The 14,591-nt window shown below is 67.1% G+C and carries 22 protein-coding genes; all 22 read right to left on the bottom strand.

The window, feature by feature from the left end:
* Positions 1 to 6 precede the first annotated feature (6 nt).
* Entirely contained in the window at positions 7 to 915 is a 909-nt protein-coding gene (locus ACFFGH_RS06655; RefSeq protein WP_386666151.1) for a phage/gene transfer agent baseplate hub protein, read from the bottom strand.
* Positions 912 to 1,496 (bottom strand): DUF2460 domain-containing protein, encoded by a 585-nt coding sequence (locus ACFFGH_RS06650; RefSeq protein ID WP_386666148.1) that lies wholly within the window; start codon positions 1,494 to 1,496, stop codon positions 912 to 914. The genes ACFFGH_RS06655 and ACFFGH_RS06650 overlap by 4 nt, the downstream gene beginning before the upstream one ends.
* Positions 1,493 to 3,595 carry a hypothetical protein gene (locus ACFFGH_RS06645; RefSeq protein WP_386666146.1) on the bottom strand — a complete coding sequence of 701 codons (2,103 nt, stop codon included), beginning with the start codon at positions 3,593 to 3,595 and terminating at the stop codon, positions 1,493 to 1,495. Before ACFFGH_RS06645 ends, ACFFGH_RS06650 begins: the two co-directional genes overlap by 4 nt.
* A 12-nt stretch (positions 3,596 to 3,607) precedes the next feature.
* Positions 3,608 to 3,874, bottom strand: a complete 267-nt coding sequence (locus tag ACFFGH_RS06640; RefSeq protein WP_386666143.1) for a hypothetical protein — start codon at positions 3,872 to 3,874, stop codon at positions 3,608 to 3,610.
* 29 nt (positions 3,875 to 3,903) lie between these two features.
* The gene (locus tag ACFFGH_RS06635; protein ID WP_386666141.1) at positions 3,904 to 4,236 is read right to left on the bottom strand and encodes a hypothetical protein; all 333 of its coding nucleotides are present in this window, start codon (positions 4,234 to 4,236) and stop codon (positions 3,904 to 3,906) included.
* A 106-nt stretch (positions 4,237 to 4,342) separates the two neighbouring features.
* Positions 4,343 to 4,807: a phage tail tube protein gene (locus ACFFGH_RS06630; protein WP_386666138.1), complete on the bottom strand. Its 465-nt coding sequence runs from the start codon at positions 4,805 to 4,807 to the stop codon at positions 4,343 to 4,345.
* Between the two features lie 71 nt (positions 4,808 to 4,878).
* Positions 4,879 to 5,232, bottom strand: coding sequence for a DUF3168 domain-containing protein (locus ACFFGH_RS06625; RefSeq protein ID WP_386666136.1), 354 nt, complete (start codon positions 5,230 to 5,232; stop codon positions 4,879 to 4,881).
* Complete coding sequence (locus ACFFGH_RS06620; protein WP_386666134.1) at positions 5,232 to 5,717, bottom strand: HK97-gp10 family putative phage morphogenesis protein; 486 nt, start codon at positions 5,715 to 5,717, stop codon at positions 5,232 to 5,234. Before ACFFGH_RS06620 ends, ACFFGH_RS06625 begins: the two co-directional genes overlap by 1 nt.
* Positions 5,710 to 6,045: a phage head closure protein gene (locus ACFFGH_RS06615; protein WP_386666132.1), complete on the bottom strand. Its 336-nt coding sequence runs from the start codon at positions 6,043 to 6,045 to the stop codon at positions 5,710 to 5,712. Before ACFFGH_RS06615 ends, ACFFGH_RS06620 begins: the two co-directional genes overlap by 8 nt.
* A 3-nt stretch (positions 6,046 to 6,048) precedes the next feature.
* Positions 6,049 to 6,549: a head-tail connector protein gene (locus ACFFGH_RS06610; RefSeq protein WP_386666129.1), complete on the bottom strand. Its 501-nt coding sequence runs from the start codon at positions 6,547 to 6,549 to the stop codon at positions 6,049 to 6,051.
* 3 nt (positions 6,550 to 6,552) lie between these two features.
* A complete protein-coding gene (locus ACFFGH_RS06605; RefSeq protein WP_386666127.1) occupies positions 6,553 to 6,780 on the bottom strand; it encodes a hypothetical protein in 228 nt (75 codons plus the stop codon).
* 57 nt (positions 6,781 to 6,837) lie between these two features.
* Positions 6,838 to 7,995, bottom strand: coding sequence for a phage major capsid protein (locus tag ACFFGH_RS06600; RefSeq protein ID WP_386666125.1), 1,158 nt, complete (start codon positions 7,993 to 7,995; stop codon positions 6,838 to 6,840).
* Between the two features lie 68 nt (positions 7,996 to 8,063).
* Positions 8,064 to 8,765, bottom strand: coding sequence for an HK97 family phage prohead protease (locus ACFFGH_RS06595; RefSeq protein ID WP_386666123.1), 702 nt, complete (start codon positions 8,763 to 8,765; stop codon positions 8,064 to 8,066).
* Positions 8,734 to 9,987 carry a phage portal protein gene (locus ACFFGH_RS06590; protein WP_386666121.1) on the bottom strand — a complete coding sequence of 418 codons (1,254 nt, stop codon included), beginning with the start codon at positions 9,985 to 9,987 and terminating at the stop codon, positions 8,734 to 8,736. The genes ACFFGH_RS06595 and ACFFGH_RS06590 overlap by 32 nt, the downstream gene beginning before the upstream one ends.
* Positions 9,988 to 9,990: 3 nt before the next feature.
* Positions 9,991 to 11,703 (bottom strand): terminase large subunit, encoded by a 1,713-nt coding sequence (locus ACFFGH_RS06585; protein ID WP_386666119.1) that lies wholly within the window; start codon positions 11,701 to 11,703, stop codon positions 9,991 to 9,993.
* Positions 11,681 to 12,088, bottom strand: coding sequence for a hypothetical protein (locus tag ACFFGH_RS06580; RefSeq protein WP_386666117.1), 408 nt, complete (start codon positions 12,086 to 12,088; stop codon positions 11,681 to 11,683). The genes ACFFGH_RS06585 and ACFFGH_RS06580 overlap by 23 nt, the downstream gene beginning before the upstream one ends.
* Before the next feature lie 91 nt (positions 12,089 to 12,179).
* Complete coding sequence (locus ACFFGH_RS06575; protein WP_386666115.1) at positions 12,180 to 12,392, bottom strand: hypothetical protein; 213 nt, start codon at positions 12,390 to 12,392, stop codon at positions 12,180 to 12,182.
* Positions 12,373 to 12,582: an HNH endonuclease signature motif containing protein gene (locus ACFFGH_RS06570; protein WP_386666112.1), complete on the bottom strand. Its 210-nt coding sequence runs from the start codon at positions 12,580 to 12,582 to the stop codon at positions 12,373 to 12,375. The genes ACFFGH_RS06575 and ACFFGH_RS06570 overlap by 20 nt, the downstream gene beginning before the upstream one ends.
* 431 nt (positions 12,583 to 13,013) lie before the next feature.
* Entirely contained in the window at positions 13,014 to 13,451 is a 438-nt protein-coding gene (locus ACFFGH_RS06565; protein WP_386666110.1) for a lysis system i-spanin subunit Rz, read from the bottom strand.
* 77 nt (positions 13,452 to 13,528) lie between these two features.
* Positions 13,529 to 13,729: a hypothetical protein gene (locus ACFFGH_RS06560; protein ID WP_386666108.1), complete on the bottom strand. Its 201-nt coding sequence runs from the start codon at positions 13,727 to 13,729 to the stop codon at positions 13,529 to 13,531.
* Positions 13,726 to 13,956, bottom strand: coding sequence for a hypothetical protein (locus tag ACFFGH_RS06555; protein WP_386666106.1), 231 nt, complete (start codon positions 13,954 to 13,956; stop codon positions 13,726 to 13,728). The genes ACFFGH_RS06560 and ACFFGH_RS06555 overlap by 4 nt, the downstream gene beginning before the upstream one ends.
* Positions 13,956 to 14,591 (bottom strand): glycoside hydrolase family 19 protein, encoded by a 636-nt coding sequence (locus ACFFGH_RS06550; RefSeq protein ID WP_386666103.1) that lies wholly within the window; start codon positions 14,589 to 14,591, stop codon positions 13,956 to 13,958. The genes ACFFGH_RS06555 and ACFFGH_RS06550 overlap by 1 nt, the downstream gene beginning before the upstream one ends.

Raw genomic sequence — 14,591 nt, 5'->3', positions numbered from 1 at the left:
GCGGCGTCAGGCGCGTTCAATCTGCGCCCCCGGGACCATCGACTGCCCGCCGTCGTTCGGGATCAGGTGCTCGCCGCGGAAGTTCAGGGTGTTCGCATGGCGCGCGCCGCACATCGAGAAGGTCTTGTCGCAGTCCTGGCGGATGCGGAAGGTGTCTCCGGCGGCGATCGGGTACGCGAGCGGCAGGGTCAGCGTCACCGCGCCAGCGGCGAACGCGTCGACCTCCATCTGCGCGCCGGCGTTCTGGCCGGTCACCCACTCGACGACACCAGGCACGAAGTGGTGCTGGGCCTGCGTGAGCCCGGTGTCGGTGAAGAGGCGGTCGGGCTCGGTTGCGTTCACCGCTGTCACGGTGCCCGCGATCCACGTCCAGGCCTTGCGGCACGGGTGGCGCTCGGTCGGCTGCTCGCCCGCGGTGCCGACCGGCTGGCTGCCGAACTTCGCGCGGCACGTGCGCGAGTAGAGCTTGCTGATTGGCTGCTTGAGCTGCTGGGTCAGCGAGCGGAACTCGAGCGACCACTTCGAGCCGCTGAACTTCGTTTCACCCGCGGTGCCGGTCGCGATGATCTCGTGCCCGGCCGCGAGGTCCAGATAGTTGACCCGGTAGATCCGGATCCGCGCGTAGTCGAACAGGCCGGCGCGGATCTGCTGCTCAGTGATGCCGGTGTCCGCGACCCAGCCGTGTAGATCGGTGTTGTCGACCGCGAGGTCCGCCGTCGCCTGCATGCGGTCGGCACGGAACCCGTTGTCCGCCCGATACAGCACCGGCCCGGCACCGTCGTTGAAGGTGAGGTCGGCATCGAGCGAGGTGAAGCCGAGCACGGTGCCGTCCTTGCACTGCATGCGGCACAGATACGTCGTGGTCGTGGCCGGCTCGTCGTAGTGCGCCTGCAACGTTGCCGGGATCGTCTTCATCGACGCACCTCGCGAAGCTCGATGTCGCTGGTGTGTGCCTGCCAGTTGCCGATCGTGAAGGCGTTGAAATCCGAGTCGAAACGCACCCAGACGTCGAACTCGCCGGACCAGGTGTATGCGCCCGCGAGCCACGCAACGTCGGGCCTGAACAGGCCGGTCGCCGTGTCGAGGGTGCCGGCCACCGCTGCGCCGTCGCGCCGGACCACCGCGCCTGCGATGGGCGCCTGAATCAGGCGCGTCGCGCTTTCGCTGCCGAACTTGTAGGTCTTGAGCAGCTGCACCGGCGTCGTGGTGCCGACCGTCGGCAGGATGGGCTCGTTCGCCGCCGTGAAGTCGTTCCAGTCCTTGAAGCGGAACGCATGCAGCTGGCCGCGGCATGCATGGAAGGCAGCAAGCACCTCGTCGCGCAGCGCCGGAGGCAGGTTCATGAACTGCGCGCTGTACCGGTGCCGCGGGTAGAGCCATTGCGCGTTGCGCTGCTCGCGGCCGTTGTCCATTGGGACGATCTGCGTCGACCACTCAGGGCCGCCCGTGAACCCGTACGCGACGGCCTTGCTGAGCCGGGTGTTGATGAAGCTCATCGTCCTGTCCTCGCCATGCCGCGCGCCGCAGCGCGCCCGCTCTCGCGTGCCAACTGCTCGCGCGTACGCCGGTCCGGCGCGCCCTGCACCACGAACGTCTGATTGAGCGTTGCGCCCCCGCCGCCCATGCGCCGGGTCTGCTCGGCCGGTATGACCGTGCCTGCCGTCGCCGGGATGAACAGCTCCGGGCCGCGCTCGCCGACCAGGTAGCCGTGCGAGTTGTCGACCCGCCCTCCGCCGGCGCGGCCGCCACCGAACAGCGCGCCCAGCGCCATGCCAATCCAGTTCCCACCGGACGTGCCGGTGCCGGTCGTTCCCGCCTGTCCGAAGAGCTGCTCCATCCAGCGCTCCGCGATCATCTGCGTGATCCGCTCGGCGAAGCTGTCGAAGAAGTCGATCGCAGCGTCCTTCGCGCTCTTCATGCCCGTCGCGAAGTCGGTCAGCGCGTTCGCCGCGCCCTGGCGGAAGTCGTCCATCAGGGTGATCTGCGTGCCGAGCGTCTCGCGCTGGTTCTGCAGCTCGCGCGTGGTGTCAGCGATCGACTGCCCGAGCGCGCTGTTCGCGTCGACGCCGGCCCACTTCAGGTTGTTCCAGATCTCCTGCTGCTCGGCGCTCATGCCGATCAGGCCGATCTCCTCGCGAATGGTCGCGAGCACGTCCTGCGCCGACTCCTCGCGCCGCTTGTTGATCGCGTCGAGCTCGGCCTGCACGTCAGCCTCTTCGCGCAACGTGTCCAGCTTCTCCGCATTGGCGACCGCGACCGCCTTCAATGCCGGCTCCAGCGCGGCGAGCGCACCGTTCTCGACTTCATATCGGACGCGCGCGGCCTCGCCGGCCTCACCGAACAGCGCGATCTGCTGCTGCTGGGCGCCGATGAGCGATTCGTACTGCGCCTGCAGCGCTTCGGCTTCCCGCTCGGCTTCCGACTTGCCCCCGCGAGACTTGCCGGCCTTGGACTTGCTTGCGCCGCCGCTCAGCACGGCCGCCAGGCGCTGGCGCATTTGCTCCGCCTCTTGCTCCGCTTGAACCTGCGCAGCCGACTGCTTGGAGAGAGCGGCAGAGGGCTGTTTCGAAGCCGCCCTGCGGCCAGAGAACACCCGCTCGATGTCCGCGCTCTCGGCCTCGGCCAGGCTGCGCGCAGCACCCGCCTCTCGGAGGTTTGCTGCCGCCCCCTTGAAGTCACCTCGCAGGGCGGCAAGCGCCGCTTGGCCGGCGTTGCCCATCGCGATGAGGTCGAATGTCACGCCGCGGACGGTGCTCGACACCACGACCGCCGCGCCGCCGATCAGATCGAAGGCTGCGCCTATGCTGTCGGCGATCTCGGCCGCGCCGTTACCTTCCTTGGCAAGCTCGACCAGCTGGTCAGTGAGCTCGTTGAGATGAGGCGCTAGTTGAGCTGCGACCACGCTGGTCACACCGTCAAGTGCGCCTTGCAGTCGGGTCAGGTTGTCGTTGAACGCCTCGGCGCTCTGCCCGGCCTCCGTTGTGAGCACGAGGCCTAGACGCTCTGCCTCGTCCCCCGCCTCTCGAAGCCCCTGAGAGCCGTCCTTGATCAGCGGAATAATCCCCTGGAAGGACTTGCCGAAGATCGCCATACCGGCAGCCATCAGCTCAGGGGAGTCCTGCGCCGCGGCGAACTTGTCGGCGAAATCAGCCAGTACCTCGCCACTGCCGCGCAAGGAACCGTCGGCCTTCTTGACGCTGATTCCCAGCGCCTCGAACACCTGCGCCTGCTCGCTCGTGCCCTTGAGCGCAGCCGCCTGCGACTTCGTTAGCTTGCCGAGGGCCGACTCGAGGTCGCTTACCGACACGTCGGCCAGACCACCTGCATAGGCGAGCTTGCTCAGCTCCTCCGTGGGCATCTGGACCTTGAGCGCGGCCTTGCTCAGCTCGTCCATGCGGTCGATGCTGGCCTTGATCGCGACCGCTGCGACCGCGGCGCCTGCAGCCACCGCGGTCCCCACCGCAGCGCCTGCCTGGCGCAGAGAGTCGTCGATCTCCTTCGCACGCTTCTCGGCCAGCTTCGCGGCACGATTGATGTCCGTTTCGAAGCTGCCCGTCTTGGCAAGCAGGTCGACAACGATGCGGCCTACGCTCATCGGATTACCTCATCAGGGTTCGGCCGCCCCGAAGAAGAGGGCGTCGGTGTCTGCAAAGCGGTCGGAGGGGTCTGGCTGCAGCCACTTCAGGCGCTGCTCGATCGCTTGATCCAAGCTTCCGGACACGCCCGAGCACGCCATGAGGGCGGCCGGCCGGTGGAACCGGTGCAGGTCATCGAAGGGATACAGGCGGTAGAACTCCCGCCAGGCGTCAAACTCGGCCTCGCCCATGGAGGCCTGCAGCTCGCCGATGGTCTTACCGAGCGCGAGGGCGAGCACGTGCCAGAACCACGCCTCGCCACGCTCGGTCAGTCCTTTTTTGCAGCGTCCGCCTTCCGGTTGAAGCCACCGACCTCGAGCACCACCGGAAACAGAGCGTTGAGCCCTTCGATGGTCAGCTGCGCGTACTCCGTAGCCGTAAGAGCCGGCTTCCCGTCGTCCTCGCACAACGAAGCAGCGACCAGCTTCTGCATGGCCGCGGTCCGCACGGATGCGTCGTCGCTCTGCTCGTCGAGCTGGTAGCCACGGAAGTCGGCGGCGCTGATCTGCTTGAAATGCAGCGTGTGCGTCGAGCCGTCGGGCATCTTCACCTCACGCGCGTGGATCTCCGGCTTGACCAGGAGAAAACCGTACTTGCTCATTCGCCGTTGCCTCAAAGAGGCCCGGCCGACAGGCGCGCGACACGGCGAACGCCGCGCGTTACCCCATCGACCGGGCCGAGCCGTTGAACTCTCGCCGTTCAGTCGATTAGGTGAGCGTCAGATCCCACGCCACAGCGCCGGAGCGCTGAATCGTGATCGTGCCCTTCCAGATGTCGTTGCCGGCGACATCGATGTTGATGTCGCTGATGTAGCCGTTGAAGATCGCCGAGGTGCGTCCGACGACCGGCTGCATCACGCTGCCGACAGTGGTCGGGGCAGTGGTCGCCTGCGAGCCGTAGATGCCCCAAGACACGACCGCGCCCGATTCCTTGAGCGCCATCAGCGCGCTGTGCGAGGCATCGTCCGCGTGGAGGTTGAACGGCACCGTCACCTGCCCCGGGTTGCCGAGGCCTTTCACGAACTTGCGCTCGCTGTCGTCGAGGCAGGTGATGTCGACCTGGTCCGCGGCGCCGCCGAGTCCGGAGATACCGGTCGCGCAGGTGACCTTGTTGTTGGTGGTGGCAGCGGTCGCCCAATGCAGATGGGTGCCCTGTGACTTGATAACGGACATAGAACGGCCCTCCTAACGGGCAGAAAAAAACCGCCCGTAGGCGGCGATGGGATTGCAGCGGTGCGCGGCCGTTAGCGGCCGAGGATCCAATCGAAGGCGAAGCCGATCCGGAACCGCTGGGTTTGGAAGTCGCGCTCGTCGGCGACGTAGGCGACCAGGTGCGCCACCGGCTCGATCGCGTCGCGCACCGCGGCGGCGAGCGTCTCGACGCCCGCGTCGCTGTCCGACCAGCAGTCGACCTGCACGCGGAAGGCGTCGGCGCATGCGCCATCGAATCCATTCTCCGGCGCGCCGCCGGCGACCGCCCATGTGACGTACGGGCGCGCGACGTCCTGCGGCGCAGAGCCGTGGCGGAACACGCGATTGCCGACGAGGGCGACCACCGCGGGCGAGGCCTGCAGCGTTGCGTAGACGGTCGGGAGCATCAGGCGCCTCGGCTCATCTTCTTGATCGCGCGATCGATGCCCTTGCCGAGCTCGGACGCGACGGTTTCGAGCGCCTGCTGGCGCGTCTCCATGTAGGCCGGCTGCAGCCACGGCGTAGGCGCGCGCTTGGCGGTTCCGAACTCGAGGTAGCGCCCGGTCGCGATGGTCCGCGTGCCGTCCGGATAGGTGCGCTTGCGCAGGTGAACGCGGTAGCGCTCATTCGCGCCGGCCTGCTGCGGCTTCGGGTCACGGCTTACGGCCACCGACTTCGCGAGGATGCCGGTGCTGACGTAGCCGCCCTCCTCCGTCTCAGGCCGCGTGGTGATCGCGTTGATGTTGCGCACCGCGGCATCGGCGATGACCTTGCCGCCCTTGCGCAGGGCTGACTTCACCACGCCGCCGCGCTTGCTGACGATCTCCGGCGGCAGCGCGCGCAGCTTCGACAGCACGTCGTCGAGCCCGCGAAGGGTCTGGGTGTCAGCCATCGATCACCCCCGCCTCGGCTTCGATCGTCATGCGGTTCCGCTTCGTCGGGTCGACGATGGGCTCGCCGGTCAGGGCGAACAGGCGGCCGTCGTACCGCACGCGCATCGCCGCAGTGACGCCCAACAGCCGCGGCACGATGAAGCGCACGCGCAGGCTCGACGTCGCCGCCGCGGCCTTCAGTGACTCGCCGCTCGACAGCGGCCGGTACTGCGCGGGCACGCGCGCATGCAGCACGCTCCATGTTTTCGCCCGCGCGCCAGTAGCGGGATCGACCGCCTCGGCGAGCTGCTCAATCGCGATCCGCTCGGGCAGCGCGTTCTCGTTCACCGGTCAGACCCCGAGGTTCAGGCGGTACGGAGCGACGAGCGCGGCAATGGTGTCGCGCCGCTTCTCGTCTTCGCCGTCCCAGAGCTGCTGCACCTGCAGGAGAATCGCCTGCTGCAACGGCTCCGGAACCACGGCCGGGGCCGCGGTCGTGAAGGTGATGTTGACCTTCGATCCGAGCAGCGAGCCCGACCCCAGCGCCAATGCTCCGCGCTCGAGGTCGACGGTGTAGGCCGGCAGGGCGACGCGCGCGCCGCTGGAATCGATGTAGGTCGCGGCGGCCACCGCAGCGATCGGCGCAAGCGGCAACTGCTGCCATGACGGGCCCGCCGGCCACATGTATTGCGCCGCCGCCAGAGCACGCCCGGTGGTCATCTCGACGTGCGCGCGGGCCGCGCTGACGAGCGCGCCGATGTGCACGTCGCTGTCGGTGTGCAGCACGTTAAGGTGCGCCTTGGCCTGGGCGAGTGTGACGGGCTCAACGGCCGCAGCGGTGACGGTCAGCATGGGTTAGCCCTTTGTCTTGCGGATGCGTCGGGTCGCTTGCTCGACGTTTTCGCGCACCGGCGCGTCAACCTTGAACTCTGCCGGCGGCGGTGCGTCGGCGTACCTGGCGACCTTGGCCTCGTCGACCAAGTGCGCTGCTAGCGTGGCCGGAACGCGCGCGCGGTCGCCGGGCTTGAAGTTCCCGATCAGCCCGCTGGATCCCAGCGCGATGAATTCGATTTGCTTTTGCATGTGTCCTCGCGAGAGGGCCGCCCCCGGAGGGGCGGCGCCTCATTGCTGCGTTACGGCTTAGACCGACGGCGGCGTCAGGTCGCCGCCGCGGATCGCCGCCGGCACTTCGATCGCCAGCGCGAGGCGACGGTTCGCCTTGATCGTGACGAGGTTCGACGTGAAGTTCGTGCCGTCCGAGCCGGAGAGCTCGATCGTCACGCCTTCGCGGTTGTGCACGACGCCGGCCTGGCGGAACGCGCCGACCGCGAACGTGTCAGCCGTGACCGCACCGGACTGGACCACCGGCACGCCGAACAGAATCGGGGTGCCCGCTGCGTCGTAGCGGAACGGCACTTGGCCAGCGTTCGTCGTGAGCAGCTCGATCTCGATGTTCGCCCAGTCGGTCGGGTTCAGCAGGATCGCGTCGGCGATGTAGCCGGCGTTGCGCAGGTCAGCCATCGACTTGCGGATCAGCACGCACTTCGCCAGCACCGAGCCCAGCGCACCGGACAGGTAGCCGTGCGCGGTGTAGTTGCCGGCGTTGAAGATGCCCGACAGGTTCGCGCCGCCGGCGCCGGTGGCCAGCGCCGTCTCGACCTTCAGATCGACGCCGTAGACCATGCGCTGATTGACGTAGGCCGCGAGCGCGGCATTGTCCTTCGACAGCTGCTCGCTGATCTTGATGAAGTGACCGACGGTCGAGACCGGCATGTTCACCAGCGTGTACGTGATGCTCGACTCCGGCAGAACGCCACCCTCGGCCGTTCCGTTCGCGGCGTTGGTGAACACGTTCTCCTTCGTGTACTCGATCGCGTTCGAGCTCGTCGGAAGGGACGGCAGCAGCGCCTCGAGGGTGAGGATCTGCGACGCACCCGGAACGATGCCTGGCTTGCGGTCCGGCGCGACGGTCGCGTCAGAGCCGAGCATCGTGTTCTTCACCTCGACGGAGCACTTGTTCGTCTGACCGGACTGGAACGCCGACAGCGCGGACGCCTTGACCAGCTGCGAGCCCCAGGTGTCGACCGAGGCGATGCCGTTGGCGGGGGCCAGGCCGCGCTGCTCGAGCGACAGCAGACGGTCAGCGAGTTCGCGCTGCTCGGTGCCGAACTTCTCGAGCGCGTTCTTCGTCTCGGTCGAGACCTTGCCCAGCTCGCGGGCTTCGTTGTCGGCGCGCTCTGCAGCCTTCTGCAGTGCGGTCTCGATGCCCGACAGGGCAACCATGATTTGGTCGGTCATTACGATGTCTCCAGGTATAAAAAAACCGCCGGAATGGCGGTCGATTGGGATGCAGCGGTGGTTGCGCCTTACGCGAGGCCTGCGGCCAGGCGCTGAATGCGCTCGACGAGCTCCGCGCGTTGCTTCGCCTCAAGGTTTTCGGCGCCGGATCCCCCGGCTGCGAACACCTCACGGGCGCGGGCGACCAGCGCAACGGCCGCCCCTTTGCCGAGGCCGCCTGCATCCCGCAGGAAACGCTCGAAATCGCGGACGGATTCGATCTCTTCGATCGCTTCCGCCAATTCGGTGGAGTCGGCTGCCTTCACGCTGCCGAGGTTGACGCGCGCCGACGCATCGGCCGGGAACGCGACGGGCGAGATCTCCATGAGGTTCGACCAGCGGCGGATCACGCGGCCGCCTTCGGTCTCCTCGTAGTCACCCTTCTTCAGGTAGCCGCCGATCGACAGGCCGTCGAGCGTCCCGTGCTTCATGGCCGCGCGGATGTCGCCGGCTAGGCCGAGGCCCGGGGTGAGCTCGCCCTCAACGAACAGGCCGTGATCGTCCTCTTTCACGGTGAGCCACTTGCCAACCGGCATGGTCCACTCGTGGTTGAAGAACATCTTCGGCGCGCCGTTGTTGCGCAGCGTCGAGGCGAACGCGCCCTTGATGATCGTGTCGCCGTAAGAGTCGACGCCGCCGAAGACCGAGGCGTAGCCCTGGAACGTGCCGGCGCCGGTGTCGTCGAACTTGAGCGCGACGTCAGTCAGCGCGAGGTGCTTGCGTACTTGCATCGGTGCCGCCTCCTGGTGCGGTTTTCTGCCCGGCCATCGCGAGCGGGATAAGGGCCGACTGAATCAGCAGGCGGTCGCCGCCCTCCTCGGGCGACAGGTTTTCGAGCTGGCGACAGTCGTTCGGCTTGTAGACGCCGGCCGCGATGCCCTTGCCGTAAATCTCGATCCGGTCCTTCAGGCTCGCGCGCAGTAGCGCGTCGGTGCTGAACTCGACGGACATGGTCGCGCGCTGGCGCGGGGTGAGGACACGCTTACGAATCGCCTGCTCGGCCATCACGCAAAGCGGCCCGATCGAGGTCCGGTACCAGCCCGAGACGATCTCTGTGATGCCACTACCCCACACGGTCACGTTCGAGTGGTAGATCAGCACCGGCGGCACGTCGAACCAGCGGCAGAATTCCTCGATCCCGTACTTGCGTGTCTCGAGGATCTGCTGCTGCTCAGGCGTGAGGCTGAGCTGCTGATAGGTCATCGCATGTTCGAGGACCATCAGCCGCGACGTGCTTCCGTCGGTCAGGCCGCGGAAGGATTCGCGCACCTTCTCGCGCTGCGGATCGGTCAGGGCCTTGTCGATCATCAGCACGCCGGTCGGCTTCCCACCGTTGCCGAAGGTCTTGGACGCGCTGGTCTGCGCCTTCGCCGCCTCGTCGGTGCTTGCCCTCATGAACTCGAGCTTCGCGAGTCCCGTCGTGCCGTTGCCCAGGTTTTTCAGGTGCAGGACGTTCGACTCGGCGAGAACCGCCACATCGGATCCGACCCGGTACTCGTAGACCATGGAGCCGTCGTCGAGGACGGAGACACGCACCTGGTCGGCTGGCATGGGCCACAGCGCGATTGCCTCCCCGGTTCGCTCGTCGCGGTCGATCCGCGCGTACGCGTTGCCGCGCAGGTCGTAGTTCATCAGCATCGCGCGCCAGAACTCGAGCGGCGTCATGCGGGCGTTCGGACTGTCGTGCAGCAGCTGGTAGAGGCGCGACCCGCGCGCGAGCGTCTTCTGCCCGTCCGCATCGGTGGTGTACGTGAACAGCGGCAGCGCCGCGATCGTCATAGCGCGGCGGTCAATACAGGCCCACACAGCGGCGATTTGCATCGCCCCATCGGGCCCGACGCTCGCCGTGCCGTCCACCAGGGCCGCGCCCGGCGGCGCATGTTGGTCGCCGGTGCGCTCAGCCAGCGCGCTCCCGCCGAACCAGCCGCGCCAGAATTTCAGGTCTCGCGCCATAGGTCAGGCCACCACTGGAGAGTTAAGGAAGGCGTCGAGGTCTTCCTCGACAGGCGCACTGCCCGACAGGCCGATGGCCATCAGCAGCGCGACCACGTCATCGATCTTGTCGGCCGAACGCTTCTTGTCCGGCGCGAGGTTGAGGTTCTGGTCCTTGCGGGCGATCAGGTTCGAAGCACACCATCCGAGGACCGGGTCGCCGCCGTGCGCGAGCGCTCCGCTCACGTAGGCGCGTTCGAGCTCGGTCATTGCAGGGTGGTACGACTTCGGGCCCTGCACGAACTCGACCATCGGCACCTCTGCAGTGAGAAGCCGGTTGCACAGTTCGGTTGCGTTCCACCGGTCGAAGCCGATCGCCTGGACGTTGAAGCGACTGCACACGTCGAGCACCGCGGCCTCGATCACCGCGTAATCAGTGACGTCGCCCTCGGTCTGTTCCAGCAGTCCAGCCGCGACCCATCCCGCGTACGGGACGGTGCCGCGCTCGGTCCGCTGCGTCACTGCGGCGTTTGGCACCCAGCGCCGGCCCCACGTCAGGAGCTTTCCGTCCAGCTTCCACACCAGCCGCAGCGACGTGAGGTCGCGCGTGCTCGCGAGGTCGAGCCCGCCCCAGCACGGCACATCCCGCAGCGCCTCGAGGTCGACCGCACCGTCGCAGGCCTTCCACTTCGGCAGCAGGATGAAGCCGTTCGCCGCGGAGGCCGGACGGTTGAGCCGCTTGATCTGGAACTCGGCGAGCTTCGAAGGCATCGCCTTCGCCTCGACCGCTTCTTTCCGGATGGCCGCGATCAGGTGCGGGTTCGAATCGGCGAGGGGGTTGGCCTTGTGCCAGGCCGCCTCGTCGAAATCGGTGTCCCCGTCATCGACCGCGTAGAACACTGCGAGGAAGTGATCGGCCGTGTCGCCGAGCACGCCCTCGAGCAGTTGCTTGGCGAACTGGCGGATCTCTGCCCACGGCCCCGGGTTCGTGTATCCCTCGGTCGTGGTGTACAGCCACAGTGGACAGGCGCGCGCACCAGCCGCCGAGGTCAGCACGTTCAGCAGGTCTGCCGATTTGTGCGCGTGGATCTCATCGAGCCCGACGTGTGACGGGTTCAAGCCGTCCTGCGTCGAGGCCTTCGCGTTGATCGGCTTGAACGTGGCGCCGGTTTCGACCCGACTGATCGCGTTCGCCCAGCACTCCAGTCCGAACGCGTCCCGAAGGTCGGCCGTCTTCTCCGCCATCCGCTTGGCGACGTTGAAGATGATCCGCGCCTGCGAGCCGGTGGTCGCCGCCGAAATAACCTGAGCGCCCTCCTCGTCCTCGCAGCACTGGCAGTACAGCAGGATCGCCGCGGCCAACGTCGACTTCGCGTTCTTACGGGCCACCGCGAACAGCGCCGACGTGAACCGCCGCGTGCCGTCCGGCTTCCGGAACCCGAACAGGTTCACGAGGAAGAACACGTGCGACCGGTGCAGCACAATCTCGGGCGTCGCCCACTTCCCCTCGACGTGCGGCAACTTCTCGATGAAGTCGCACACGTCGACCGCGTGCCACTCGTCGAACCGGAACGGAGCGTCCTTCCGCTTCGCCCGCTTCAGGTCGTCGAGGAACCGTTGCGCGCCGAGCCGGATCAGCCGGCCGAACCTCCTCCCCTTCTTGTCGGCCACCGCCTCCCGCGCGTACGCGAGGGCGACCGCTACGTAGTCCCGATCACCGCTTGCCGTTTCGGGCAAATCGGTTTCCGGACTTCTTTTCTTCGCCACTGGAGACCTTCCGCCGCGAGGCGGCCGTCATGCCGAATTCGGAGAACAGCGCCTTCAAGGCAGTGTCCTCGGCGGCCGTGATGTCCATGCCCGCTTTCGCCTTTTTCCGGAATCGCTCCCAGGCGTAGCAGAGCTGCTCCAGCGCGTAGAGGTCGACGACCTGCAGCACGCGCGCCATCACCAGCTGCGGCCCGAGGCGGTTCCACATTTCCGCGCCGTCAACGTTCAGATGCTGGGGCGGCGACGGGAATTCGTCGATCAGGTCGAACTGCGGCGCGTCCGAAACCTCACGGTCCGGGCGAGTGGTTCCAGCCAGGAGCTTGAGGTGCGGAGCCGTTGGCTTCCGTCCTCGCATTTTCGAATCTCAATTTTGACGGTGTGAAAAAACGACTGGACGCCCGTGTCGCGTTGGAGGCGAGCCAGACTTTCGACCCACCCCTCCCCGGTCAGGCATCGAGCCCGCCGTACGTGTCAACCGGCGCAGGGGCGTCGTCGAAGCCGTCTGCGCTCTCTGCGTCCATGGCGATCACCAGCTGTCCCACCGAGTTGGCGAGCTCCATTACTGAGCGGGCAACCTCAAGGCTGGCGCGGGTGGCTGACTCGTTCGCAGCGATCAGCTGCGTGAGCAGCTCCTTGTCCTCAGCGGTGAACACGGACATCGGCCTTTCTCCTGTTGCCGAACCCACCGTCCTCGGCTGCGGTCTTCCTGCTATGGCAGGGAGCGCACAGCGGCTGGAGGTTGGTCAGGTCGTTGTTGCTCGGGTCGCCGTTCACGTGGTCGACGTGATTGGCGGCCCGGACGATTCCCTTCTTGTTGCACTCACGGCACAGCGGCTCGGCTGCGAGCACTGTGGCCCGGAGCTTCCGCCATGCGGCGCAGTTGGTCGCCAGCGTGCGGCGCGCTTGCCTGCTCTGTTCCGGTGGGCAGTGCCGCCTCGCCTGCACCGATGTCGGCCTATGTCGGGGCGCTCCCTTGGGCATTCTTACCTGCACCTGATTCTGCGTACCGCTCGGATCACAGGCACCGACAGCGCAATGCCACATGCCACCGTCACGACCACGGCGGTGAGCAGGCCGGCATCCATGTGGCTACTAGCGCTCGAGCGCCTTGTCGGGGGCCGGCTTATCGATTCCACACATCGCGGGCGACGGGCACTCGCTGACGTCTCGGCACAGGAAGCAGGTCCCCTCAACCCATGCGCGTGCAGCGCCATCCCGCAGGTCGAGCCGGTCAGCCTCCTCCCGCACTAGCCTGCCGATGTCGACGGACTGGCCCGGGATCACGGCGCCACCTGTAGCGATTGCACGTAGGCCTGGCATGCGGTCAGTTGCTCGGTGTTTCGGTCGGCTTCTGCAGTAAGTCGTAGAACTCGCTGCTCAGCCTCTGGAGGAAGGTAGATTCCCTCGGCACCATGACTGCCGCTGGTGGCGGGCTCGGTCGCGGGCACGTGGGCGGCTGGGCACTTCCGGTCGTCGCGCACGCGGACAGTGCCAGCGCTGCGAGCAGCGCCAAGGACATGCAGTGCTTCGTCATGGGCGGATTGCGCCTTTGTGAGTCGCGCATCGATCTCGCCCACAGCGAGCCGGTGCTGGTATTCGGTTTCGCGGGCGCGGTCGAGCGCCCACAGCTGCATCTGGCGATCAGCCGCCGCGTGCGTCGCGGCCGCCGACTCCAAGCGCTCGACCTTCAGTCGATAGCCGCCGGCCATCACGGTCATGCCGATCGCAGTGCACAGGAACACGGCTGCCCGCACGCCACCGATCGCCTCGATGACGACACCTACAGGCGAGGGATTCATTCGGCCGGCAGCTTCGGCAGCTTGTTGAGCAGCACGTTGAGCACGCCAATACCGACCGTGATCCACGGCCCGGCCTTGCCCATCTCAGGAGCGAGCGCCGGCATCGCAGTCACGAGGTACGCGGCAACGCCACCCAAGGCGACAAGCCCCCAGTCCCATGCACGCGCCAGCTTGCGGCGATTAATCTTGGGCTTCACAGGGTCGATTCCTGCTTGCGGGCCTGGCGCCACTCGCGGGCGATGCGCCACACCCAATAGGGCAGCGTCAGGCAGAGTTGCCCCACAGTTCCCAGCAGCACCCAGTCCTCGACCGGATGACCGAGCAGCATCCAGCCCGAAACCGTCAGCGGCACGGCAAGCGTGGCGGTGGACGCGATGGCATCGACTACGGGCGGTGCCGCCGACATCACAAGACGATGCGGCATCAGGCGACTCCGATCAGCGCGCGCTTTGCGCGGCCGTACCGGGAGAGCCGGTCCTCGTTCCCATTAGTCCCGCCATTGATGCGGCGGGTGATCTCGGTGAAGCGGCCGGCGTCGGCAAGCACGTTCAGATGTCGGCTGTGCCAGTAGGCGGCCGCAGCGAGCGCGCCCCACTTCGGCTCAGCTAGCAGGTCAGGAAGCTCAACGAAGTCAGGCACCTTGCCTGCACGAATCCGCATCACGTCGCGCATTGCTTCGTAGTTCGCCCGGCCAGTCACCTGCATCGGGCCTCGGCCGCGGTACCGGTAGCCGTCATCGGGGAGCTTGTTGCCCAAGCGATCGCCGTAAACGAAGTTCGCGATCAGCTCCGGCTTCCGAGCGTGGAACTCAGCCAGCCGGAGGGTGTAGCGCTTCGGCCACACCCGCAGCAGGCCGTCGACCGAGTAGTTCAGGTTCTCGACAACGCGAGTCAGGCCCGCCGACTCATGACCTACCTGCGCGAGGAACGCGGCGACACGCGCCGGCGTCGTGATCTCGTACAACCGGCAGGCCTCGTCGAGCGGCCGGGCCCACTCCGCAGCAACAGAACGCGGGCAGCCCATCACCCGCACGAGCAGGTCGGCGGTGATCGAGGTCAT

Source organism: Lysobacter korlensis, assembly GCF_042434515.1.
This window is presented reverse-complemented; position numbering and strand designations above follow the sequence as displayed.

What these genes read in the sequence shown, in the direction of transcription:
- ACFFGH_RS06625 (WP_386666136.1), bottom strand. Translation starts at nt 5,232, where the DNA reads ATGCTCCCGACCGTCTACGCAACGCTGCAGGCCTCGCCCGCGGTGGTC.
- ACFFGH_RS06565 (WP_386666110.1), bottom strand. Translation starts at nt 13,451, where the DNA reads ATGACCGTGATGGCCGGCGGCTATCGACTGAAGGTCGAGCGCTTGGAG.
- ACFFGH_RS06645 (WP_386666146.1), bottom strand. Translation starts at nt 3,595, where the DNA reads ATGAGCGTAGGCCGCATCGTTGTCGACCTGCTTGCCAAGACGGGCAGC.
- ACFFGH_RS06610 (WP_386666129.1), bottom strand. Translation starts at nt 6,549, where the DNA reads ATGCTGACCGTCACCGCTGCGGCCGTTGAGCCCGTCACACTCGCCCAG.
- ACFFGH_RS06600 (WP_386666125.1), bottom strand. Translation starts at nt 7,995, where the DNA reads ATGACCGACCAAATCATGGTTGCCCTGTCGGGCATCGAGACCGCACTG.
- ACFFGH_RS06650 (WP_386666148.1), bottom strand. Translation starts at nt 1,496, where the DNA reads ATGAGCTTCATCAACACCCGGCTCAGCAAGGCCGTCGCGTACGGGTTC.
- ACFFGH_RS06605 (WP_386666127.1), bottom strand. Translation starts at nt 6,780, where the DNA reads ATGCAAAAGCAAATCGAATTCATCGCGCTGGGATCCAGCGGGCTGATC.
- ACFFGH_RS06595 (WP_386666123.1), bottom strand. Translation starts at nt 8,765, where the DNA reads ATGCAAGTACGCAAGCACCTCGCGCTGACTGACGTCGCGCTCAAGTTC.
- ACFFGH_RS06635 (WP_386666141.1), bottom strand. Translation starts at nt 4,236, where the DNA reads ATGAGCAAGTACGGTTTTCTCCTGGTCAAGCCGGAGATCCACGCGCGT.
- ACFFGH_RS06655 (WP_386666151.1), bottom strand. Translation starts at nt 915, where the DNA reads ATGAAGACGATCCCGGCAACGTTGCAGGCGCACTACGACGAGCCGGCC.
- ACFFGH_RS06580 (WP_386666117.1), bottom strand. Translation starts at nt 12,088, where the DNA reads ATGCGAGGACGGAAGCCAACGGCTCCGCACCTCAAGCTCCTGGCTGGA.
- ACFFGH_RS06555 (WP_386666106.1), bottom strand. Translation starts at nt 13,956, where the DNA reads ATGCCGCATCGTCTTGTGATGTCGGCGGCACCGCCCGTAGTCGATGCC.
- ACFFGH_RS06575 (WP_386666115.1), bottom strand. Translation starts at nt 12,392, where the DNA reads ATGTCCGTGTTCACCGCTGAGGACAAGGAGCTGCTCACGCAGCTGATC.
- ACFFGH_RS06630 (WP_386666138.1), bottom strand. Translation starts at nt 4,807, where the DNA reads ATGTCCGTTATCAAGTCACAGGGCACCCATCTGCATTGGGCGACCGCT.
- ACFFGH_RS06550 (WP_386666103.1), bottom strand. Translation starts at nt 14,591, where the DNA reads ATGACCTCGATCACCGCCGACCTGCTCGTGCGGGTGATGGGCTGCCCG.
- ACFFGH_RS06590 (WP_386666121.1), bottom strand. Translation starts at nt 9,987, where the DNA reads ATGGCGCGAGACCTGAAATTCTGGCGCGGCTGGTTCGGCGGGAGCGCG.
- ACFFGH_RS06620 (WP_386666134.1), bottom strand. Translation starts at nt 5,717, where the DNA reads ATGGCTGACACCCAGACCCTTCGCGGGCTCGACGACGTGCTGTCGAAG.